This is a genomic window from Arthrobacter sp. SDR-2R (genome assembly GCF_057747955.1).
In genome coordinates this window covers 2,229,814-2,252,993 of the sequence record NZ_CM173231.1, presented here as the reverse complement: position 1 = coordinate 2,252,993, position 23,180 = coordinate 2,229,814, and the positions used below count along the sequence as shown (strand labels likewise).

Here is a 23,180-nt window from a genome sequence, read left to right as displayed (position 1 = left end):
CATTATGGGCCGGTAGCAGCCCTACGGCCCCATGGCCTTCTTCAGCGCCTTGTTGAAGGCTGCCAGCCTGGCAATCTCCTCCTCCACGGGCGCCACCACCAGCTCCTGCGCCGCCGCTGCCACGGCGCTGTTCAGCCGCCGTCGTGCCCTTGCAGCCCGCGCCCGGGCAGCACCGGACGCAATGAAACGGCCGGTGACCGCCAAAAATATCCCCAGCACCAGGCCGAAGGCGATCATCAGGGTGGGTACCGGCCAGCCTTCCGCGCGTGGAACTTCGGGCACCGGCAGCTGCAGGTAGGCCAGTCCGGCCAGGACGCCAAGCCAGCCCAGGCCGCCCAGCACCGTCAGCAGCGCCAGCCACTGAACCACGTTGAAGGCACCCCACCACCACGCCTTGCGGTTGGCCCCGATGTCGGTCCCGGCGATGGCCTGGTCCAGGGCGTCGGGCAGCCGGTCCCGGCCGGCCCTGGCCCTCCCCCTAATCGCTGCCCGCCAGGGTCCCGGAGCCCCCTCGCTGGCCGCGTCCGCAAATTCCCTGACGGCAGCGTCCGTCCGGGCCCGCTCCGGCGCGCCGGCGGCCGGCAGGGAGGTCCGGTTCAGCCCGGCAGGTGAATCCCTGCGGAGATTGAGGCGGCGCAGCGGGTCCGGGCGGAACCTGGAGAGCCAGCGGGTGACGGGCCAGCCGGTGCGCCGGACGGACTCCAGCCGGTAGGACTGGCCGACGGCCCGCACCACGGCAGGCACGTTCGCTGCCACAGCCAGTTCGCCCGCGAGCCGGGACCTGGCGGCCGGCCGGACCCCTGCGGCGTCGCCGTCCCCGGAAGCCTGCCGCAGGTCCTGCCCGGCCTTAGTGATATCCGCCTCCAGCCGCCGGGACTGGGCCTGGCGCTGGACGGCCACCTTCCGGATCGCCGCCCGCACTTCCCCGATCCCCGCCCCCGTCACCGCCGATGAAGGGAGGACCCGCACCTGTCCCAGCCCTTCACCTGCAAGGATTGCGTGCAGCGAGTCGAGCACGGGCTGCACATCGTGTTCCGGGAGCCGGTCCACCTGGTTCAGGACCACAAGCGTGACGGCCCCGTGCGAAGCGTGCGGCGCCAGGAACCCATGGTGGACGGCAGCGTCGGCATACTTCTGCGGGTCCAGCACCCACACCAGGACGTCCACCATCCCCACCATCCGCTGCACGATCCCGCGGTTGGCTGCATGGGTGGAGTCGAAGTCAGGCAGATCGAGCAGGATCAGCCCCGTCTGTTCGTCGGCGAAGCCGTCCACCGGCGCGGCGTGATGCCGGTTTCCCACTTCCAGCCAGTCGAGGAGGGCTTCGCTGCCTGCCGCTCCCCAAACACCTGCCAGTGGTTCCGATGTCGTCGGACGGCGGGCCGCCGCCGTCGCGATCTCCGCGCCGCTGACCGCGTTGAAGAGGGAGGACTTGCCGCTTCCGGTGGCCCCGAAAAATCCCACCACGGTGTGGTCGCCGGACAAGGAACGGCGGGAACTTGCGCGCTCCAGGACGTCGAACACGTCCTGCAGCGCCTGGTCCGGCAGGACCCCCTCCCCCAGCTCCCGGGCGTCCTGGAGCGCCTGGAGCCGGGCGTCCAGTTTGGAGGACGCGTGTGCCCCGCTGTGGCGGCTCACGCGCTCTCCGCCAGCCGGGCCAGTTCCCCGGCCTGCGCAGCAAGGCGTTGTGCGAGGGCGGGATTGCCTTCCGGCAGCCGCTGCAGGAACTTCTCCTGCTCGTCTGCCAGCAGGCGCCGGCACCGCGTGGCCAGATCTTCACGGGCTTTATCAGCCATGCGGCGCACGGCGTCCTCGCCGAACACCGCTTCCAGCAGGCGCTGGCCCACGACGGCGGTTCCGCCCGCCACGCCGATCTCCAGTCCGGTCAGGCCCGCAGTCATCGAAAACACCACGATCATCAGCGCGGCGCCGAGGCCGTTGATGCCAAAGGACAGCCACCGGGCCTGCGTCCGCCGTCCCTGGCCTTCCGTCCGGATCAGCTCCATCAGGGCTTCCTGCCACGCCCGGATTTCCGCTGCTGCCCGTTCGGCGAACCCGGGCGCCGTCCCCGACAGGTCGTCCGGACCCAGCAGCTGCCGCCCCGCGGGGTCTGAGCGCCACCGCTGGTCGGTGTCCTCCGCTGCGTTGGCTGCCTCGTCCACAATGACGGCCTGAAGCCCGGTTTCGATGGCCGCCTCAACCCCGACGGCCGGTGCCGGTTCACCGCGGAAGAAGGCCCCCAGCCTGTCCCGGAACCGCCCCACATTCTGCTCAAGGGCGCGGAAGAATTCACCGGTGCCCACAAAATCCTGCCACCGGGCCAGCACTTCGCCCCGGAGGAGTGCACCGTCGCGGGTGGCATCAAGGATCCGCTTGGCGGCATCCGCGTAAGCCGCCACGGCGTCGGCCTCAAGTCGCGAGGCGGCCAGCTCCTGCTCACGGACGGCGCCGGCGATATCCGGAATCCGATGGGCCAGGGCGCGGACGGTTCCATTCAGGGTCCGCCGTGCGACGGCGGCCCGGCCGGCAGCATCGGCGGCCAGGGCACCAAGCCAGTCCCGCAGCTCATTGACAGCGCCGGGAGGCAGCATGCCGTGCGGATCAAGGACCGTCTCGGCGATGATGAACAGCCGGCTCCCACCGAGCCCCTCCCGGTCGAGCAGGCCGCGGAGGTCCTCGCTTACCTCCGCCTGCGCGCCCGGCGGCACCCGGTCCAGCACCACTGCCACAGTAATGTCCCGCGCCGCCGCGTCCAGGAGGAGCTTCCAGGGAACGGCGTCCGCGTACCGGTTGGCTGTGGTGACAAACACCCACAAGTCCGCGGCGGCCAGCAGTTGCCCGGCCAGCAGGCGGTTTTGGTCGGAAATGGAGTCAACGTCCGGGGCGTCAAGGAGTGCGATGCCGGCCGGAACCGCCGGATCGGCCAGCAGCACCAGCGAAGCGGCGTCGCGCGGCTCCGGCATGGCGCCCGCGGCGGCCGGACTGCCGGCGAGGGTACCGCGGATCCGGCTTAGCCCGGGCAGGACCCGCTGCCCTTCAAACCATGTTCCCTCCGCGGGGTTGTGCAGCAGGATGGGCTGGCGGGTAGTGGGGCGGATGGCCCCGGCCCGCGTGACGGGATGCCCCACGAGCCCGTTCACCAGGGTGGATTTGCCGGCACCGGTGGAACCGCCGACGACGGCAAGCAAGGGGGCGTCCAGGCTCCGGTACCGCGGAAGGATGTAGTCGTCCAGCTGCGCCCTTGCGGCCGACGTTTCGCGGCGTGCCTGGTCCGCGCCCGGCAGCGCGAGCGGCAGCAGCACATGGTCCAGGCCGCTGCGGATCTCCTCCAGCAGGGTCACTGCCGCCATGGCGTGCGGCACCGGCGGGATGGGGCGGCCGTGCTCGTCATGGGAGGTCACAGCTACATCATGCCAGTTGAGTAGGGGGCGCGAAGTTCCACCGCGTGTCGTCCCCAGCAGGGAATTCCCCCGCAGCAGGACGATTTTCTTCGAAACGACAGGCGGTCTCGTCCGGCTGGAGGGGAACCGGCCTGATGCTCATAAAAAATGGCCCCGGGCTAATGCCCGGGACCATTTCGATGGTGACCCCAGCGGGATTCGAACCCGCGTTACCGCCGTGAGAGGGCGGCGTACTAGGCCGCTATACGATGGGGCCAGAGTACTTCCGGCAGCGTTTCCGCCGCTCAAGCTCAGTGAGTATTCACACACTTTGCCGTGGTTTCAAATCGGCGAACCGACTGGAAACCTACTGAATTCCAGCTGAAGCCAGCTTTCAAATCAGAGCTGGGATACCAGGACTCGAACCTAGAATGACGGTACCAGAAACCGTAGTGTTGCCAATTACACCATATCCCAATGGCACTTTCGGGCCGGTTTTCAGGGCTTTTTCCCTGCTCCGTGCGCCTCAGCACGAGAAATTACTTTACCCGAGACTTTCGGCTCGCACAAATCGGGATCGACGAAGTCGCCGGCAGCCGCATGGACTTCTCCATGCGGGCCCTTGCCCACGCTCCCGCCGTATGGTTACCCTCGAGTAAGTTACCCATCAGTAACAACTTCCCGTCCCGCTATCCGGGCACCCCCACGAGGAAACAGGATGGCCCTCCCACCAACGGTTTCGACCACCGGGCAGCGTCGCCCGGTGGCCCAGTTAGGAAGTGTCAGCGTTGACAACCCGCACAGAATCCATCGCAACAGCCAAGCCCAAAACCCGGTCCCAATCCATCGCCATCACGGCACTGTCCCTGCTGCTGGCTCTTTTCCTTGCGTTTTATACCTTCCTCACGGGCCAGATCGCCAACGGTGCCGCGCAGCTGATGGACGGAGCAGAGCAGGCTGCCGCGGGGGCCAACCAGCTCAAAGACGGTTCGGGCCAGCTGGCAGCAGGAGCAGGGGACGCGAACAAAGGCGCGGCGCAGGTGAAGGACGGCTCGGACAAGGTCAGGGACGGCAGCAGCGAATTGAATGCCGGCGCCGCGGCCCTGCAGTCGGGGGCCGGCCGGATCTTCTCCGGAGTCCGCGACCAGCTGGCACCAGGGGTGGACAAGCTGCACGCCGGTACCACCAAGCTGCAGAAAGATGTGCTGAACAAGCTGGTACCGGGTGTCTACCAGGTGGACGACGGCGCACGGAAGCTTCAGTCCGGCGCCGTCGCTCTTTCCGCTGCGCTGACCCCAACGGCGTCCGGAAACGCACCCAACAACCTTGCTGACGGCGCGGGCCGGATCGCTGCAGGCACGGGCCAGCTCGCCGCAGGTGCCGGCGATCTTGATGCCGGCGCCACCAAGCTGCGCAGCGGGACCGCAGAGCTGAAGGACGGCACCGGCCAGCTGGCAGCCGGAGCAAACCGGCTCAAGGGTTACCCGGGTGCCGGCAACGACCCCGCACAGGGCGACGGGCTCGCCGCACTCAGCCAGGGACTGGACCAGCTCGAAGCGGCAGCGAACGGACCGCAGGGCCTGGTACCCCTTGCAGTGATCAAGGACCAGATAGCCAAGCTGGCCGACGGCGGCCGGAGGGCCTATGCCGGGGCGGTACAGCTTGACGCCGGCGCAGCAAAGGTCAACGGCGGGGCCGGGGCCCTGGACGACGGCGCCGGGCAGCTGAAGACCGGAACGGGCAGGCTGGCCACGGGAGCCGGCGAGTTGAACGACGGCGCCGGACGGTTGAAGGCGGGCTTTGCCACCCTGGCGGAAAAGCTCAATGCGACGGATCCGCAGAACCCGGGCGTGGTGCTGGGCACGTCGATGCTGGCCGAGGGGACGGCGAAGATCCGGGTGGGGATGGACGGTGTGCCGGGCGACCCCGACCGTCCCGGCCTGATCTACGCCGCCAACAACCTCCAGGACGGCACCACCCGGCTCAGCGCGGGCATCAACGGCGGCGGCGACCCGGCGAACCCGGGCCTGCTGGCGGGAACGGAAGCCCTCTCCGACGGAACCGTCAAGCTCAGCAGTGGGACGGGCCAACTGGAATCGGGGTCCGCACGGCTCGCCGAAGGATCCGGTCAGCTGGCCGATGGCAACGGCCGGCTGGACGACGGTTCCGGCAAACTGGCGGAAGGCGCCGGCAAGCTGGCGGACGGCAACGCGAAAATCGCTGCCGGCACGCAGGAGCTGCACACGAAAGTGGCGGCAGTGTCGCCGTCGTCCTGGCTGGACAACCCGGGCATCGCCCTGCTGCTGATCGCGCTGCTCGTGGCCGCCGCCGTCGCGGCCTACCTGCTCCTGCGCCGCCGTGCCGCGGGCCTGCGGGCCCCCTGACAGCTGACGCAGACAGGCCGGGACCGCGGCCCTGCAAAAAAGGGGGCCGCGGTCCCGGCCTGCAACGCCTATGTGGCCGGCTGGTCCGGTTAGGCCAGCAGTTCCTCCAGGGAAGCAACCATGCTGCCCTCGAAGCCCTCCACAACCTCACCCATGCGGTTCAGCCAGACGCCCAGCAGCCCTGCCGCCGTCGAACCCTCCGCATCCAGCAGCCGGTTATCGCCCACGTACAGCGTTTCGCCCGGGGCAGTGCCCAGCAGCCGGACGCCCTCAAGGTACATGGCCGGATCGGGCTTGGCCACGCCAAGAGTGTCCGTGCCCACCAGGTGCGTGATCCGCTCCAGCCCGGCCCCGTCCAGCTTGGCGCGCTGGTAGTCATGGACGTTGTTGCTCACGGCGCCGTAGGGCACTCCCGCATTGTCCAGGACGTCCAGGAGGGGCAGCACATCGGGGAACGGCTTCACGTACGCGGGCTGCTTCTCCATGTAGGCCGCCAGCCACCGGTGCGACTCCTCGCCCTCGCCCAGGTCAACGCCGAAGTGTCCCAGTGCCGCACGCCCGCGGAGCAGGCGTTGTTCGTTGAACGTCAGCTCGCCGGCCAGGTAGCGGTCGTAGAAGTGGGTGGTCTCGTGGGTGAAGATGCGGCCGAACCGCTCCCACCCGGCCTGGTCCAGTCCGGGCAGGAGGTGTTCGCTGACCTCGCGCAGCGCGGTGGTCATCGAATACTCGAGGTCCACCAGGGTGTCGTCAATGTCGAACAGGACGCCCCGGACACGGCCGAAAGGTGTCTCCAGTATGCCGGCTCGGGCCGCTTGGCTGGGAGCGGTCATCAGCCGCGGAAGGCGCGGAGCCGGCGCAGGGAGGACTCCTTGCCCAGGATCACCATGGACTCAAACAGCGGCGGCGACACGCGGCGGCCGGAAACGGCCGTGCGCACCGGGCCGAAGGCAAGCCTCGGCTTGATGCCCATGTCCTCCACCAGGGCCTGCTTGAGTGCGGCCTGGATGTTGTCCGGCGTCCATTCCGCCACCGGTTCCAGCGCGGCGATGGCGGCATCAAGGACCTCGGGAAGGTTGGCGGGAAGGCCTTTGCGTGCGTCGTCGGCGATGTCGATGGCGTCATCGGCCTTGAACAGGAACGCCAGCATGTCCGGGGCTTCGCCCAGGAGCGTGATGCGTTCCTGGATCAGCGGCGCCGCCTCGGTGACGATTTCCTCTTCGCGGTCTGTCAGGATCTCCCCCACCAGGCCTGCCTCGCGCAGGTAGTGCGCAACGCGGTCACGGAACACCTTGGGCTCGAGCATCCGGACGTGGGTGCCGTTGATGGCCTCGGCCTTCTTCAGGTCGAAGCGGGCCGGGTTGGCCAGGACGTCGTGGACGTCAAAGTGCTCCACAAGCTGCTCCACCGTAAAGATGTCCTCGTCCGCGCTGAGGGACCAGCCCAGCAGGGACAGGTAGTTCAGCAGCCCTTCCGGGATGAAGCCCCGCTCCCGGTGCAGGAACAGGCTGGACTCGGGGTCGCGCTTGGACAGCTTCTTGTTGCCCTGGCCCATGACGTAGGGCAGGTGGCCGAACTCCGGCATGTACTCGGCGACGCCGATGGCGTACAGCGCCCGGTACAGGGCGATCTGGCGGGGCGTGGAGCTGAGCAGGTCCTCGCCGCGCAGCACATGGGTGATGCCCATCAGCGCGTCGTCCACCGGGTTGACCAGCGTGTAGAGCGGCGCACCGTTGGCCCGCACCACGGCGAAGTCAGGGACGGAACCGGCCTTGAACGTGATGTCGCCGCGGACCAGGTCGGTGAACGTGATGTCCTCGTCCGGCATGCGCAGGCGGAGGACAGCCTGCCGGCCCTCCGCCCGGTACTGCGCCAGCTGCTCCTCCGTCAGGTGCCGGTCAAAGCCGTCGTAGCCAAGCTTCGGGTCCCGTCCGGCCGCGCGGTGGCGCGCCTCGATCTCCTCCGGGGTGGAGAAGGACTCGTAGATGAACCCGCCGTCATGCAGCCGCTTGATGACGTCCTGGTAGATGTCGCCGCGCTGGGACTGCCGGTACGGCTCGTGCGGGCCGCCGACCTCAACGCCCTCGTCCCAGTTGATGCCCAGCCACTTCAATGCGTCGAGCAGCTGGTGGTAGCTTTCCTCGCTGTCCCGCGCCGCGTCCGTGTCCTCGATGCGGAAAACCAGCGTGCCCTTGGTGTGGCGCGCGTAGGCCCAGTTGAACAGGGCCGTCCGGATCAGTCCAACGTGCGGGGTACCCGTGGGCGACGGGCAGAAACGGACCCGGACGGGCGTCTCGGCGGTAACGGGCGGAATGGCTGCGGCGGGTGACGAAGAAGCGATAGTCATAGTGGCTTCAACTTTACCCGCCTGGCCGGGTCCGGCCTTCCGCCGGCCGGACAGGCCTAGCGGCGGACGATGGGGTTGGAAAGCCGTCCGATGCCCTCGATTTCCACCTCGAAGCGGTCGCCCTCCTTGACCAGGCCCACGCCGGCGGGCGTGCCGGTCATGATCACGTCGCCCGGCAGCAGGGTAAACGCCTGCGATACCACCGACACCAGTTCGCGCACGCCGCGGATCATCTGGCTGGTGCTGCCGTCCTGGCGCACTTCACCGTTGAGCCTGCCCTGGATCCGCAGGTCCTCCGTGTCCAGGTCGGTCTCGATCCAAGGCCCCAGCGGCGCGGAGGTGTCGAAGCCCTTGGCGCGGGTCCACTGCAGATCCGTTTTCTGGACGTCGCGGGCCGTGAGGTCGTTGCCGCACGTGTAGCCGAAGATGACATCGTCCACGCGGTCTTCCGGCACGTCCTTGCAGATCCGGCCGATCACCACGCAGAGTTCAGCTTCGAAGGAGACCTCTTCGGAGAACTCCGGCAGCACTACGGGGTCGTTGGGGCCCACGACTGCGGTGTTGGGCTTCAGGAAGAGCAGCGGCTGGGCGGGGACCTCGTTGCCGAGTTCATGGGCGTGATCCACGAAGTTCCGGCCAACGCCGATCACCTTGCTCCGCGGGATGATCGGCGCCAGCAGCCGGACGTCCTCCAGCTTGTGGCGCACGGATGTGCGCTCCACGCCATGGAAGAAGGGGTCGCCGTGGATGACAGTGATTTCCTCACTGCCCGGTTCACCTTCCACAACGCCGTACAGGGGATCGGAATCGACTACAAACCTGGCAATACGCATGGCTCCTACCCTACCGTCCCGCCGGTGCCGCCTGGCCCGCGCTGCCGCCGCCGCGCAGGTAGGACAGCTGCGCGGCCACGGACAGCTCGGCGGCACGCCGCACGGAAGGCTCGACGTCGGAATAGACGGCGTCGGCCACTTCCCCCGCGGCTGCATCCTGGCCCAGCCGGTCCAGCGCGGCGCGGATCTGCGCCAGCCGTTCTTCCCGGTGTGTCCGGTAGTCCCGTGCGATGGCTTCAAGGGAGGGCAGCACCGGGCCGTGGGCCGGGAGGACGGTTGCGGGCCCCAGCGCTTCGAGCCGGTCCAGGGATGCCAGGTAGTCGCCCAGCGTGCCGTCCGGATAATCCAGGACGGTGGTGCCGCGGCCAAGGACGGTGTCGCCCGTCAGCACCGATCCATAGTCCCCGTCCGCAGGCAGGTGGAAACAGACGGAGTCTGAAGTGTGGCCGGGCGTGGCCAGGACGACGATCTCCAGACCTGCGGCCTGGATCACCTCTCCATGGACCAGCGGCACTCCCCCGCCGTGGCAGTGGCCGGGATCCGCCGCCCGGACCGGCGCGCCCGTCAGTTCATGCAGGCGGGCGGAACCCGCCGTATGGTCCGCGTGCCGGTGGGTCACCAAAATCAGTTCGACGGCGGCGGTCCCGGCCAGTGCGTTCAGGTGCGTTTCGTCCCGGGGACCGGGATCCACGACCACCACGGAGGAATGGCCAGGGGCACGCAGGAGGTACGAGTTGGTGCCGTCCAGGCTCATGGGGCCGGGGTTGGGTGCCAGGATGAACTGTGTGAGCCCGGAGCCGCGCTGCAGCCGGGGGCCGGAAACTGAAGTCACCGGTCCATCCTTGCATCCGGCGCTGCCCCACCCCAGCCCCGCAGCGCGTCGGTGTGCCGGCATCCACCCCGCAACAGTCAGCAGCTTGTTCGCACAACCACGCCTTCAAGGTCAGGATCTGCGAACCAGCCCAGGAATGCCTGTTGGCCGGAACGCAGGACGGCGCCTGCCGGACCCAAGTCCGGCAGGCGCCGTCGTACATTGAAAACTGCCGGGCTATGCCAGGCGGGTCAGCCAGCCGTGGGTGTCCGGCTCCGTGCCGGTCTGGATGCCCAAGAGCTTTTCGCGGATGGCCATGGTGGCCTCCCCCGCCTTGGCGTCCTCGGAACCGATGAACTCGGTGGCGTCCTTGAGGACTCCGATGGGAGTGATGACGGCTGCCGTGCCGCAGGCGAACACTTCGGTGATGTCACCGGAGGCCACGCCGTCACGCCACTCGTCAAGGGTGATCTTCCGCTCGGAAACCTCGCGGCCCATGTCCTTGGCCACCTGGATAACGGACATCCGGGTGACGCCTTCCAGGATGGTCCCGGTGAGCGCGGGCGTTACCAGCGAGCCGTCCTTCATGACGAAGAACACGTTCATGCCGCCCAGTTCTTCCACGGCGTTGTCGTTGGCCTGGTCAAGGAACAGGACCTGCTTGCACCCGTTGGCCTCGGCCTCCTGCTGCGCGATCAGCGAAGCCGCGTAGTTGCCGCCGCACTTGGCGTCGCCGGTGCCGCCACGGCCGGCGCGGGCATACTGCCGGGAGATCCAGATGGATACGGGCTTGAGCTCGCCGCCGAAGTAGTTGCCGGCAGGCGAGGCGATCACCCGGAAGGACACCTCGCGGGCGGCGCGGACGCCCAGGAAGGCCTCGGTGGCGATCATGAACGGCCGCAGGTACAGGGCCTCGCCGTCGCCGGAGGGGACCCACTCCTTGTCCACTGCCACCAGTTCGCGGATGGCGCCGAGGAAGTACTCGGCCGGCAGTTCCGGAAGGGCCAGCCGGCGGGCGGATTTGTTCAGCCGCGCCGCGTTCGCCTCCGGGCGGAAGGTCCAGATGGACCCGTCCGCGTGGCGGTAGGCCTTCAACCCTTCGAAGATCTCCTGGCCGTAGTGGAAGACGGCGGCGGAAGGATCCAGGACGATCGGACCGTAGGGTTCGATCCGGGCATCGTGCCAGCCGCCGTTGCCGTCCGCGTCCACGCTGTAGTCCACGATGGCGGTGTGGTCGGTGAAGTAGTTGCCGAATCCCGGGTTTGCCAGGATGGCTGCACGCTCTTCGGCGGACTTCGGGTTGGCCGAAGGCTGCCGGGTGAATTCGACGCCATGGGCGGTCTGGGTCATGGTTCCTCCACGATCGGCCGCCACCTCGTTCAGCGCTGAACGGCGGGGCGGCATTTGGTGATTCGAGACAAGCTTACGCCCGATGCCGGATGCCCCGGCGCGGGCTAAAGGCCGGCGGTGATGGCGTCGCCCACGGCCGTGGTGCTGCGTGCGGTGCCGTCGCGCTTTTCGACGTCGGCAACCACGGCAGCTTCAATCCTGCGGGCGGCGTCCGTGTAGCCCAGGTGGTCCAGCAGGAGGGCCGCGGAGAGGATCGCCGCGGTGGGATCTGCCTTGCCCTGACCGGCGATGTCCGGCGCGGAACCGTGGACCGGTTCGAACATGGACGGCGCGGTGCGGTCCATGTTGATGTTGCCGGAGGCGGCCAGGCCGATGCCGCCGGTGATGGCAGCGGCGAGGTCGGTGATGATGTCGCCGAACAGATTGTCCGTGACGATGACATCGAAGCGGGACGGGTCCGTGACCATGAAGATCGTGGCGGCGTCCACGTGCAGGTAGTCGTGGGTGACCTCCGGGAATTCCTGGGCGACGGCTTCGACGGTGCGCTTCCAGAGGTGGCCGGCGAAGACCAGGACGTTGTGCTTGTGCACCAGGGTGACATGCTTGCGTTCCCGTGCGCTGGCGCGTCGGAAGGCGTCACGGACCACGCGCTCCACGCCGTGGGCGGTGTTCAGGGAAACTTCGGTGGCTACCTCGTGCGGGGTGCCCGCACGCAGGGTGCCGCCGTTCCCGACGTAGGGCCCTTCGGTGCCTTCGCGGACCACGATGAAGTCGATGGTGCCGGGGTTGGCCAGCGGGCTGCCGACCGTGCCGTATAGCCGGGAAGGCCGCAGGTTGACGTAGTGGTCCAGGCTGAACCGGAGCTTGAGGAGCAGCTCACGCTCGATGATGCCGGACGGGATCCGGGTGTCGCCGGGGGCGGCGCCCACCGCGCCGAAGAGGATGGCGTCGCGGGTCTTCAGGTCGGCCAGGACGTCGTCCGGCAGGGTCTCGCCGGTGCGAAGCCAGTGCTCGGCGCCGAGTTCGTAATGCGTGGGCTTGAGCTCCACGCCCTCCGCCGCAACAGCCTTTTCCAGGACTTTAAGGGCCTCGGCAATGACCTCGGGGCCGATGCCGTCGCCGGGAATAACTGCAAGATCGATGGAGGATGCGCTCATGTCTTCAGGGTAGCCAGACCATCCATATGCTGGTCAAGCCGTCCCATATTCCGGACACCGGGTCCGTCGGCGGCGTTGGAGTCCCGGACGTGTACAGCGATCAGCCCCAGGCATGAGGCACCCGCCACCGCATCAGCATAGAGTTTCGGGGTGGAATTACGGCACAAGGCTTATCACTGGCTCCGGGTCAACACCTTCCGGGTGGACCTGGTCCTCATGCTGGCGCTCCTGCTTTTCTGCGGCCCGGTGTACCTCATCGCGGACCGACCCTGGCACTTCGTGCTGTCGAGCGCACTGGTGGTGCCGCTGGCATGGCGACGCACCCGGCCGGTGCCCGCGGCGGGCGCCATTGTGCTGGCATCTCTGGCGTTGTGGGCGTCCGGGCTGGAGCCCCTGGCGGGATTGATGGCTGTTCCGCTGATCATCTATGCCGTTGCCGCCTACGGTCCTGCCTGGGCCAGCCGGTCGGTCCTTGGCCTGGGCCTGCTGGGCGGCGTGCTGCTGACCACCCGAAACCTCAGCAGCACGGCCCAAACGGGCGTGCTGGGCCTCACCATCAGTGCCGTGTACACCGTACTGATCTGGATGCTGGTGTTGTTCAGTTGGACCCTCGGGGACTTGACACGCGTCCGCCGTCAGCAGCTGCAGACCCTCGCGGACCGTGCCCGTCGGCTCGAAACCGAACAACAGCAGGAACGCTCCCTGGCCGCCGCCGATGAACGCGCCCACATTGCCCGTGAGATGCACGACATCGTGGCGCATTCCCTGTCCGTGATCATCACCCAGTCCGACGGTGCACGATACGCCGCGGCAGCCAACCCTGCCGTGGCCACGGAAACGCTGGCCACCGTCGCCGCCACGGCACGGGAATCGTTGGCGGAAATGCGCCGACTGCTGGGTGTGCTGCGGCACGGCGATGAGTCCACCACCCGCCCGTTGCCCGGACTTGTGGACCTCGATGAGCTGTTCCTGGGGTTCCGTGCGGCCGGCCTGCCGCTGGACGTCGAACAGCTGGGATCGCCGCGGCGCACCCTGCCTCCGGGCGCCGAACTCACGGCATACCGGGTCCTCCAGGAATCCCTGACGAACGTCCTCAAGCATGCAGGTCCGCGGGCCCGGGCCCGGGTTTTGGTGCGGTGGCAGCCACGCGGGCTGCAGCTCGAAGTGCACGACGACGGCCGGGGCGCTGCTGCCCATCCGGCGGTGGGTGCCGGGGAAGACGGCGGTAACGGGCTGCGGGGCATGCGGGAACGGATCAGCCTTTACGATGGTTCGTTGGCGGCCCGCCCGGCCGCGGGCGGGGGCTTCCAGGTTTCGGCCTTCCTTCCCTACACCGAGGCTTGAGCATGACTTTGCCACTAGACCGTGACACAACCGCTCCGATCCGAGTGGCGCTGGTCGATGACCAGCAACTGGTGCGGTCGGGATTCAGAATGCTGATCAACTCCCAGCCGGACCTTGACGTCGTGGTCGAGGCCGGGAACGGGCTCGAGGCACTCCAGGCCCTCGGAGCAGCAGCCGCCGACGTCGTCCTGATGGACGTGCGCATGCCGGGAATGGACGGCATCGAGGCCACCCGCAGGCTTATCGAACGCGCCGCTTCCGCCCCCGCCGGGTCAGCCAGGGCTGAACTTCGCGTCGTGGTGCTCACGACCTTCGATCTGGACGAGTACGCACTGGCGGCAATCGAAGCCGGCGCCAGCGGTTTCCTCCTGAAGGACGCCCCGCCGGAGGAACTGCTGGAAGCCATCCGCACGGTGCACCGCGGGGACGCCGTCATCGCCCCCTCCACCACCCGCCGGCTCCTGGACCACGTAGCTCCGCTGCTGCGCGCGCACGGCAACGAACGGCCCGAGGACCACGAGGCCGTCGAACGGCTCACAGCCCGCGAGCGCGAAGTGTTCACCCTCATGGCACAAGGGCGATCCAACCCTGAGATCGCGGCAGACCTGTTTGTCTCCGAAGCAACCGTCAAAACGCATGTAGGGCACATCCTGGCCAAGCTTGGGGCACGGGACCGGGTCCAGGCAGTCGTGCTCGCCTACGAGACCGGGGTTGTCACTCCCGGGGGCTGACGCCTGGCGCGGTCGTCTCAGACCTGGGTATGAGGCCGGCCCCGGCAGGACCAGACCACCGGCCGATCCCCGGGCGCCGGGTGCGGCCATAGCGTGGAAACATGACAACTTCCGCGCATGCCCATACTGCTTTTAACAGGCAAAACATCACCTCCGCTCCCGCCGTGCAGGCCCTCTCCCTGGCCAAGACGTACGGCCGCGGCGCCACCCGCGTCAGCGCCCTGCGTGAGGTCAGCGTCACATTCGATGCCGGCCGCTTCACCGCAATAATGGGCCCTTCCGGCTCCGGAAAGTCCACCCTGATGCACTGCCTCGCCGGCCTGGACACCGCGGACTCCGGACGGATCCTGGTGGGCGGGACGGACATCACGGCCCTGAACGACAAGCAGCTCACCACTCTTCGCCGCGACCGGATCGGATTTGTCTTCCAGGCCTTTAACCTCGTGCCGACGCTGACAGCCGAACAGAACATCACGCTGCCGCTGGCACTGGCAAACAAGGCCACCGACGCCGCCTGGTTCGACACAGTGGTGGCCACGCTTGGCCTTAAGGACAGGCTCCGGCACCGGCCGCACGAGCTCTCCGGCGGTCAACAGCAGCGGGTGGCCGTGGCCCGGGCCCTGCTGACCCGGCCCGACGTGGTGTTCGGGGACGAACCTACCGGCAACCTTGATTCGACCGCCGGCGGCGAGGTCCTGGCTCTGCTGCGCCGCAGCAGCCGGGAAATGGGCCAGACGATCATCATGGTCACCCACGATCCGGTGGCGGCCAGCTACGCCGACCGCGTGGTCCTGATGAGTGACGGCGGTCTGGTGGGCGAGATCGCCGAGCCCACCGCCGGGTCCGTCCTCGCTGCCCTCGGCAAGCTGGGAGGCTGATCGTGCTGCGCGTTGCCTTCTCGCAATTCCAGTCCCACAGCCGCCGGTTCATTGCCGTCGGCCTGGCGGTGATGCTGTCAGTGGCGTTCCTGTCCACCACCCTGATGATGGGGGCGAGTACCCGTGCTTCGCTGGGTGCCAGCCTCGGAGAGGCTTACAGCAAGGCCGGCCTCATCGCCACCCCGGACACGGGAACCTTCAACGATGCCGCCCTGGCAGCAGTCCGTGCGGTACCTGGCGTGACCGAGGCCTATGGCCGGATGGAGGCGTACACCGAGTTCACCGCCGGCGGCCAGGAGGTGTTTGCGCAGGCCCGGAACCTGGCGCCGATGGCCTTGGAAACCGCGGCCGTGACCGACGGCGCCCTCCCGGAGAGTGCTGACGGCGTTGCGGTGGACGGGGCTGCCGCCGCCCGCTATGGGCTGCGCATCGGCGACTCCCTGACCCTCAGGGCCCCCGGCGGCGCCACAACCGTGGCCATGACCGTCACCGGGATCCTTCGCGGCAGCAACGACCCCTTCACCTCTGCCCTCCCGCAGATCGTCGCCGGGACACCCGCCGTCAGTGCCCTGGCAGCCGGTGCCCGGGACCCGCAAGGTGGTACCGGCGCCGGCGCCGGCTACGGGACCATCCAGTTGGCCCTGGCTTCAGGCACCGACGCCGCCACAACCAGCAAGAACGTGCTGGCGGCGCTCACCGGCGTCGGCGCCGGCGCGCAGGTCAAAACAGCAGACGAACAGGTCACCGCCCAGGTGGCGATGATGACCGGAGGCCAGGATGAACTGACAATCATCCTGCTGGCGTTCGCCGGGGTCGCCCTGATTGTCTCCGGCCTGGTGGTGACCAACACCTTCGCGGTGCTGGTGGCCCAACGCACCAGGGAACTGGCGCTGCTCAGGTGCCTGGGGGCGTGCCGGAGCCAGGTACGCAACTCGGTCCTGGCCGAAGCCCTGGTGGTGGGCCTGGTGTCCTCTGCGGCTGGTGTGCTCGCCGCCGTCGCCCTGATGGCTGCCCTGATCGGCTGGGCCGGGACGCAGCCGGACATGGCGTTTGCCACCATGGCCGTCCCGTCGTCGTCCGTCATTGTGGGGCTCGCAGTAGGCACATTCCTGACCCTGGGCGCCGCCCTGGTTCCCGCGAAAGCTGCCACGGCCGTGGCTCCGCTTGCTGCCCTGCGGCCGGCTGACGATGCCGGAATCGGGAACCGGCGCGGCCGAGTGCGACTGGTGCTGGGCCTTGCCGCCCTTGCCCTTGGTATTCCGTTGCTGGCCCTCGGCGCCGCGGGCGTGATGCTGGTGGTGGCCTTCGCCGGCGGCGTGCTCTCCTTCGTCGGAGTCCTGCTCTGCGCCACCCTGTTCGTCCCGCAGCTGGTGGGCCTGGCGGGACGGTTGGCCTCCCCTGCCGGCGTCCCCGGGAAGCTGGCCGCACTCAATGCCGTCCGCAACCCGGCCCGGACTTCCGTCACCGCTGCCGCCCTCCTGATCGGCGTCACGCTGGTGTCCCTCATGATGACCGGGGCTGCCACTGCCCGCCAGGCGTTTGATGACGCCCTCGCCGGTACCTACCCCGTGGATATGGCCATCACCGGGGGTGCACTGACAGCCCTCGAGCGTGACGCAGTAGCACGGATCGACGGCGTCGCCACTGCGGCCTTGCTGCCGGTAGCAGGCACCATGGCCGGCGAAGGCATGGACAGCCCCGTCTATGCCCTCGACGCGGCGGAGGCCGGCCGGCTGCTCCGCGACACCACTATTACCCTTGAACCGGGCAGGATCTACCTGCCCGAAGGCTCCCCGGCCGGATCCGTTGAGGTCAACGGCGCCGCCGGACGGGCCACCTTGGAAGCCGTGGTGCTGCGGACCCGCAACATCCCGGCCCTGGTGTCCACCGACACCGCCCGCCAGTCGGGCCTGACGGGCAGTGGCGTTGCCCCAACAGACAGTGCGCGGACCGATGGCACCGGCCCCGCGGCCAGTGCCGTCTGGCTGCGCCTGGCGGACGCTCCCGGCGGCGCACCGCTGTCCGCAGACCGGATCAAGGACATCCAGTCCGCTGTTGCCCAGGCAGCAGGCGTGTCCGCGGGTGCGGTCAGCGGCGCCGCCATAGAGCGGGTCACCTTCAATGAGGTCATCGACGTACTGCTCCTAGTGGTCACGGGCCTATTGGGGGTGGCCGTGCTGATCGCGCTGATCGGCGTGGCCAATACACTGTCGCTGTCCGTGCTCGAACGGACCAGGGAGAACTCCCTGCTTCGGGCGCTGGGCCTTACCAAAGGCCAGCTGCGGGGCATGCTGGCCCTTGAGGCAGCCCTGGTGGCCGGCGTCGCCGCAGTGATTGGTGCTGTCCTGGGCAGCGTCTACGGCTGGCTGGGGGCGCGGTCCGCCCTCGGCAGCCTGGCCGAGGTCACACCCTCCGTCCCTTGGCTGCAGTTGTTGGGGGTACTGGCCGTGGCCGTGGTCGCCGGCCTGCTGGCGTCGGTCATTCCTGCCCGGCGTGCGGCACGGCTGTCGCCTGTCCAGGGGCTTGCCGCCGCATAGCCCGCCGACGGCCGGGCCAGGGCGCCGGAACGGGAAAGGGCAGGTGGCGCGGAAGTCCGCCTCACCTGCCCTTTCGTGCGCCGGAACCTCAGGCTTCGGCCGGTTCCTCGAACTTGGGGAACACAGGAGTGGGAGCCGGCAGTGCCGTTCCCGGGACGATCGGGCTGGCGATGGCGGCGAACTGGCGGGCTTCACCTTCTGCCTGGCCCAGGGCGTCCAGGAGCTTGGCCGTGGCGTTGGGCATGACCGGCTGGGCCAGGATGGCCACGATCCGCAGGACCTCCAGGGTCACGTACAGGACGGTGTTCATGCGTTCGACGTCGGTCTTCCGCAGGACCCAGGGCGCCTGATCGGCGAAGTAGGCGTTGGTGTGGTGCAGCACGCCCCAGACAGCTTCCAGGGCGCGGCTGAATTCCTGCTTTTCGAAGGCGGCGCGGGCGGCGTCCAGCAGGCCGTTGGCCTGGTCAAGGATGGCCTGGTCCGCAGCCGTGAACTCTCCGGGGGAGGGAACCGAGGCGCCGCAGTTCTTCGCCACCATGGACAGCGACCGCTGTGCGAGGTTGCCGAAGTTGTTCGCCAGGTCCGCGTTCATGCGCCCCACGATGGCCTCGTGGTTGTAGCTGCCATCGGCCCCGAACGGGACTTCGCGGAGGAAGAAGAACCGCACCTGGTCCAGCCCATAGCGGGCAACGAAATCGGCAGGAGCCACCACGTTGCCCAGGGACTTGGACATCTTGACCCCGTTGTTGTGCAGGAACCCGTGGATCATGACCCGCTTGGGCAGATCCAGCCCTGCGCTCATCAGGAAGGCGGGCCAGTAGATGGCGTGGAACCGGGAGATGTCCTTGCCGATGATGTGGACGTCGGCGGGCCAGTACTTCCGGAACTTCTCCGAGTCCACATCCGGGTAACCGACGCCCGTGAGGTAGTTGGTCAGCGCGTCCACCCAGACATACATGACGTGCTTGTCGTTGCCGGGCACGGGAACGCCCCAGTCGAACGTGGTCCGGCTGATGGACAGATCCTCCAGCCCGCGCTTGACGAAGCTGATGACCTCGTTGAACCGGTACTGCGGCGCGCCGAATTCCGGGTGGGATTCATACAGTGCCAGCAGTTTGTCCTGGTAGGCGGACAGCCGGAAGAAGTAGCTCTCCTCCGCCGTCCACGTCACCTCGGTGTCCGTCTCTTTCGAGTAGCGCACGCCGTCGTCCTTGACCACGGTGTCATCCTCGCCATAGAAGGCTTCGTCCCGGACGGAGTACCAGCCCTCGTACTTGGAGAGGTAGATGTCCCCGTTCGCTTCCATCTTCTTCCAGATGGCCTGCGAGGCAGCGTAGTGGTCCTCGTCCGTGGTGCGGATGAAGCGGTCGTAGCTGATGCCCAGCGCGGCGTGCGCGGCCATGTAGACCTCCGCGTTCCGGTCCACCAGCTCCTTGGGCGTGACGCCCTCCTTCTCCGCGGTCTGGGCAATCTTCATGCCGTGCTCGTCCGTGCCGGTCAGGAACATCACGTCATAACCGTCCAGCCGCTTGAAGCGCGCCATGGCGTCGGTGGCTATGTACTCGTAGGCATGGCCGATGTGCGGCACACCGTTGGGGTAGGTGATGGCCGTGGTGATGTAGAACGGCGTTTTTTCTGGAGCAGTCACGTTCGGACGGTTACCTTCAGTGCGGAGTGGGCGGGGCTAGATCAGTTCTGTCAGGGTATCGCTCAGCCGGACCAGTTCGTGGTCGTGGGAGGCCACCAGGACGGCGATCCCGTCGGAGGTGGTGTCCTTCAGGATACTGATAATGCGGTTGGCAGAGGCACGGTCCAGGCTGGCGGTGGGCTCGTCCACCACCAGGACCCTGGTGCCCAGGATCAGGGCGCGGGCGATCGCCACGCGCTGCCGTTCACCGCCGGACAGCTGGGCGGGACGGTGCCGCATCCGCCGGCCAAGGCCCACCAGGTCCAGGAGGTCCTTGGCCATGTCGCGCCGCTGGTCCACTTCGCCGTCCGGAACGGCAGGCAGGAGCACGTTCTCCAGTGCGCTCATGCCGTCGATCAGGGCACCGCCCTGGTCCACATAACCGATCAGTGCACGACGGCGGTCGGCGATTTCGTCGTCGCCCATGCTTTCGAGCGAATCGCCTTCCCAGAAAACGCGGCCCGACGTCGGCAGGGTGAGTCCCGCGCCGACGGTCAGGATGCTGGTCTTGCCGGAGCCGCTTCGGCCGGCCACACAGTGCATTTCGCCGGCGTGCAGGGTCAGGTCGAAGCCTTCCACCACGCTCACGGCCTCGGCGCCGCCCTTTCCACCGCCATAGCGGATGGTGATGTCGCGCATCTCCAGCGGGGTGGCGTGGTCGGCCGACTTGACGATGGTGTTGGCCCGGGTCTGCAGGGGGACCTCGTTGGAGCCGCTCCTGCGGCTGCGCTGGAGGTTCGTCGGGTTTGTCATTGGACCACTTTCGTTGCAATAGGTATCCAGCAAATTACAGCCACCAGGCCGGCTACGGCGGCCCAGATGGCCGCGTAGGGTGCCAGCAGCAGGCCGATGCCCAGGGCGCCCAGCACGCCCAGCGGCAGGGCCACGGTTCCCACCAGTGCGTTCTCGAACAAACGGACCTGGCGGAGCATGTCAGGGTTCCAGCCCATCGCCTGGAGGATGCCAAGGTATTGCCGCTTGGCGTTGAGCTCGAAGCGGCCGGTCACCAGGGTGAGCACCAGTCCCACGGCCACCCCCGCAAGCGCCAGCAGGATGCTCGGCAGGGTGACGCTGGCCGCCGCCAGGCCGCTCAGCGCGCTGGCACCCGCTGCCCGCGGGATGTCGATCAGCAGGGCGATCAGCCCGCCGACGGCCGCACCGAAGACGCCGACCGCAACCGCCAGGGACAACGTGTTGAACTTGTTGGTGCTCAGCTGCCGGTTGGCGAAGGTCAGCGGCGAGTCCACCGGGATGAGCCGTTCGTCGTGCTGCGGCTCCTGGTCGATCACGTCGCGGTGGCGGAGCTGCTGCGCGGCGAAGAGGGCCGCGCCGCAGTACAGGACCAGGACGGCGGCGCACACCAGTGCGGTGGCAAGGCTCCAGCTCACCAGGCTCAGCACGATGCCGGCGGCGGCGAGCAGTACGGCCCCGACGCCGAATTCCTCAAGTACCCAGCTGCGGATCCGCCGCTGGGTCCAGCCCATGGCCCGCAGGGTCCCTGCCTCGCTGCGCCGTTTCCGGATGTAGCTCACGGTGGAGGCCCCCGTCAGCAGGGCGGCGCCGCACAGGGTGAGGAACAGCAGCGTGATGTTCGTTCCGGACAGCGCTCCGGCCACGGCTTCGGCAGCGTTCTGCCGGACCCAGGACTGCTGGACGGTGCCCAGGGCGGACTCCTTGCCGGCTCCGTCCTTGGAGTAGCCGGGAACGAAGATGCTGGTGTCCTCACGCGCCGAACCGGCCACCACGGTGGCGTCCAGGCCCATGTCCCTGATCTCGGCGGCGAGCTTCTCCACCTCGGGCTGGGCGTCCTTCCAGCTGCCCGGCGCCTTGGCGCGGACGCGCACGGCGTCGATGACGGCGGCGTTCTGCTTGTAGCCGCGCGCTGCTGCGAGTCCGTAGTAGTCGGTGATGGCACCGGCGGACTGGCTGGCCAGCCCGGTGGCGCTCAACGAGGGCTTCAGGTCTGCTGCGGGAACATCCTTGCCGGCAGCATCCTTGACCAGCGTGAACGGCGTGGGGTCGTAGCCGCCCAGCGGGAGCTTGTTGACGTCCCCGGAGGCCGCCTCGACAGCGGCGGGGTCGAACGTGCCGTACACCATGGGCAACGGCGTTGCCGCCTGCTGCTGGCCGGTGGACAGGTTGTCCCGGTAGGACCGCTCGTCCACCGGGTTCCGCTGGGTCTGGTCAACGGGCGCGCCGTTGGCGGCCTTGTCAGGAAGGCGGTTGACGGTGACCCATTCGCCGGGAACAGCGGTCTTGTCCACGGCACCGTTGGCCGCTGTGTCACTGTCGTTGTATTTGGGGGCGCCGGCGAAGTTGGTGCTCCACTTTGCCGGGGTGTACAGGCCCGCGTTGAAGTTGCCGTTGTTGCCCAGCAGCGACGAGTGGTCCGTGGAGCCCGGCCATGACAAAACGAACGGGTCCTTCGAGACGAACGGCAGGTAATCCTTGCCCAGGGACTTCGACACGGTGCCGACGTCCTTGACTACCTTGCCGGCGTCGTCAATCTCCTCGATCTTGACGTTGTACTTCAGGTCCAGCGATGTTCCGGAACGCACGATCAGCGGGACGGCCTGCGAGCCGCTGGTCAGCTGGCCGGTGCGCTTGGCCTGCTGGTACTGGGTCATCAGCGGAGCCCAGTACTTGAGCTTGACGCCCAGGAAGTCCGGACCTTCCTTGAGCTGGTCCATGCTGATGCCGTTGGTGAAGAGGCCTTCCAGGTAGCGGCCCACGGCGCCCGCGTCGCGTGCGTCGGCGGGCGGGGCCTTCTCCAGCGGGGCCAGGAAGTCGCCCGCGGAGCCCAGCAGGGCCCGTTCAGCGGCCGGGTCCACTGCCACCACGGATTCGGTGACCTCGGGAGCCAGCGGCAGGGCGACGGAAAGGTTGAAGAGATTGTGCTCGGAGCCGCCGGCGGGGGCGGGGAATTTGATGCCGGTCTCCCCCGCCGCCGGGGCGATGCGGATGCTGCTGCCGCCCTGGGCCTTTTCCTCCACGAGCCGGGCCTTGCCCAGCGTGCCCTCGGCGGTGGTCTTGAAGAGGGTCTGCTCCGAGTTGCCGTCAGAGCTCACTGCGCTGGCGGTCAGCCGGTACTTCTTGGCGGCATCGGTCAGGACCGATTCAGCGGCCGGCCACTTGTCCGGCGAGGTGGCACCCGCCGCCTGGTCCGCGGTGGCGGTGCCGGCCAGCCCGGCGTTGTAGCCGAGGTAGTCCATGGCGTCGAGCCGGGGCGTCTCAAGGTTCTGGGTGACCCGCGAGACCAGGCTGATGGGGGCCGCCACGGACGTGCCGGACAGCTTCCGGATGGAGTCCAGCTGGTCGAAGCCGATGCCGCCGGCGCCGTTGGCGATCTCGGGCTGCAGGAGGGCCCCGGAGGGTGCCTTGGCCTGGACCAGGATGTCGTAGAGCCCCCTCGAGTTTTCATCAACCGTGCGGTTGAGCGCAGCCTGTGACTGGCTTTGAACGAGGACCGACAAGCACATGGCTGCGATCAAGATGGCCGCGGTCAACAGCAGCACCCTGCTTCTGATGAACCTCTGGACGGCGTTCATGGAACTCCCTGAAACCTGGATTGCGTGCGCACACTTCCATCCGCCCGGGCAGACGTGGACAATGACGGACGGATGTGCAAAAGGTATTGGCCGGTCTGCCGGCTACGGTCCTGAATCAGGACCAAGCCATTGTAAGCAGACCGGCCAATCATACGTGGCTCCGCAGTGGACGAGGCCTTGCGGAGGGGCGGCAGCG

The 23,180-nt window shown here is 68.1% G+C and carries 16 protein-coding genes and 2 tRNA genes; 5 read left to right on the top strand and 13 right to left on the bottom strand.

Translation table 11 applies throughout. The features are described 5' to 3' along the window. Nucleotides 1-21: 21 nt before the first annotated feature. From AC3ANU_RS10455 to AC3ANU_RS10440, 4 genes are all read right to left on the bottom strand, one after another. Nucleotides 22-1,638, bottom strand: coding sequence for a GTPase (locus AC3ANU_RS10455; protein WP_488314501.1), 1,617 nt, complete (start codon nt 1,636-1,638; stop codon nt 22-24). After that, the gene (locus AC3ANU_RS10450) at nt 1,635-3,401 is read right to left on the bottom strand and encodes a dynamin family protein (RefSeq protein ID WP_488314500.1); all 1,767 of its coding nucleotides are present in this window, start codon (nt 3,399-3,401) and stop codon (nt 1,635-1,637) included. The genes AC3ANU_RS10455 and AC3ANU_RS10450 overlap by 4 nt, the downstream gene beginning before the upstream one ends. A 180-nt stretch (nt 3,402-3,581) precedes the next feature. Continuing rightward, a tRNA-Glu gene (locus tag AC3ANU_RS10445) sits at nt 3,582-3,657 on the bottom strand. Between the two features lie 128 nt (nt 3,658-3,785). Next, a tRNA-Gln gene (locus tag AC3ANU_RS10440) sits at nt 3,786-3,857 on the bottom strand. Nucleotides 3,858-4,168: 311 nt separating this feature from the next. Here AC3ANU_RS10440 and AC3ANU_RS10435 point away from each other — a divergent pair. Then, nucleotides 4,169-5,764 carry a hypothetical protein gene (locus AC3ANU_RS10435; RefSeq protein WP_488314499.1) on the top strand — a complete coding sequence of 532 codons (1,596 nt, stop codon included), beginning with the start codon at nt 4,169-4,171 and terminating at the stop codon, nt 5,762-5,764. An 89-nt stretch (nt 5,765-5,853) separates the two neighbouring features. Here the strand turns inward: AC3ANU_RS10435 and AC3ANU_RS10430 are convergent, their stop codons facing one another. The 6 genes from AC3ANU_RS10430 to AC3ANU_RS10405 form a co-directional block, all read right to left on the bottom strand. Continuing rightward, nucleotides 5,854-6,594 (bottom strand): HAD family hydrolase, encoded by a 741-nt coding sequence (locus AC3ANU_RS10430; RefSeq protein ID WP_018768324.1) that lies wholly within the window; start codon nt 6,592-6,594, stop codon nt 5,854-5,856. Next, nucleotides 6,594-8,108, bottom strand: coding sequence for a glutamate--tRNA ligase (gltX, locus tag AC3ANU_RS10425; RefSeq protein WP_488314498.1), 1,515 nt, complete (start codon nt 8,106-8,108; stop codon nt 6,594-6,596). The genes AC3ANU_RS10430 and gltX overlap by 1 nt, the downstream gene beginning before the upstream one ends. 56 nt (nt 8,109-8,164) lie before the next feature. Next, the gene (locus AC3ANU_RS10420) at nt 8,165-8,941 is read right to left on the bottom strand and encodes a fumarylacetoacetate hydrolase family protein (protein ID WP_018768326.1); all 777 of its coding nucleotides are present in this window, start codon (nt 8,939-8,941) and stop codon (nt 8,165-8,167) included. A 10-nt stretch (nt 8,942-8,951) separates the two neighbouring features. Then, nucleotides 8,952-9,773: an MBL fold metallo-hydrolase gene (locus AC3ANU_RS10415; protein ID WP_488314497.1), complete on the bottom strand. Its 822-nt coding sequence runs from the start codon at nt 9,771-9,773 to the stop codon at nt 8,952-8,954. A gap of 216 nt (nt 9,774-9,989) precedes the next feature. Then, nucleotides 9,990-11,102 (bottom strand): branched-chain amino acid aminotransferase, encoded by a 1,113-nt coding sequence (locus AC3ANU_RS10410; protein WP_134163871.1) that lies wholly within the window; start codon nt 11,100-11,102, stop codon nt 9,990-9,992. A 104-nt stretch (nt 11,103-11,206) separates the two neighbouring features. Further along, entirely contained in the window at nt 11,207-12,259 is a 1,053-nt protein-coding gene (locus AC3ANU_RS10405; protein WP_488315941.1) for a 3-isopropylmalate dehydrogenase, read from the bottom strand. 150 nt (nt 12,260-12,409) lie between these two features. Between AC3ANU_RS10405 and AC3ANU_RS10400 the strand changes: the two genes are divergently transcribed. From AC3ANU_RS10400 to AC3ANU_RS10385, 4 genes are all read left to right on the top strand, one after another. Continuing rightward, complete coding sequence (locus AC3ANU_RS10400) at nt 12,410-13,603, top strand: sensor histidine kinase (RefSeq protein ID WP_488315940.1); 1,194 nt, start codon at nt 12,410-12,412, stop codon at nt 13,601-13,603. A gap of 2 nt (nt 13,604-13,605) precedes the next feature. Further along, on the top strand, nt 13,606-14,334 hold the full coding sequence (locus AC3ANU_RS10395; RefSeq protein ID WP_196804743.1) for a response regulator: 729 nt from the start codon (nt 13,606-13,608) through the stop codon (nt 14,332-14,334). 101 nt (nt 14,335-14,435) lie between these two features. Further along, the gene (locus tag AC3ANU_RS10390) at nt 14,436-15,212 is read left to right on the top strand and encodes an ABC transporter ATP-binding protein (RefSeq protein WP_488315939.1); all 777 of its coding nucleotides are present in this window, start codon (nt 14,436-14,438) and stop codon (nt 15,210-15,212) included. Between the two features lie 2 nt (nt 15,213-15,214). Further along, on the top strand, nt 15,215-17,749 hold the full coding sequence (locus AC3ANU_RS10385) for an FtsX-like permease family protein (RefSeq protein WP_488315938.1): 2,535 nt from the start codon (nt 15,215-15,217) through the stop codon (nt 17,747-17,749). 88 nt (nt 17,750-17,837) lie between these two features. On the opposite strand, the gene metG is transcribed toward AC3ANU_RS10385, so the two are convergent. From metG to AC3ANU_RS10370, 3 genes are read right to left on the bottom strand one after another with little or no spacing between them, the layout of a single operon-like run. Beyond that, a complete protein-coding gene (gene metG, locus AC3ANU_RS10380; protein ID WP_488315937.1) occupies nt 17,838-19,397 on the bottom strand; it encodes a methionine--tRNA ligase in 1,560 nt (519 codons plus the stop codon). A 36-nt stretch (nt 19,398-19,433) separates the two neighbouring features. After that, complete coding sequence (locus AC3ANU_RS10375) at nt 19,434-20,189, bottom strand: ABC transporter ATP-binding protein (protein ID WP_018768336.1); 756 nt, start codon at nt 20,187-20,189, stop codon at nt 19,434-19,436. Continuing rightward, on the bottom strand, nt 20,186-22,984 hold the full coding sequence (locus tag AC3ANU_RS10370) for an ABC transporter permease (protein ID WP_018768337.1): 2,799 nt from the start codon (nt 22,982-22,984) through the stop codon (nt 20,186-20,188). The genes AC3ANU_RS10375 and AC3ANU_RS10370 overlap by 4 nt, the downstream gene beginning before the upstream one ends. Nucleotides 22,985-23,180 lie beyond the last annotated feature (196 nt).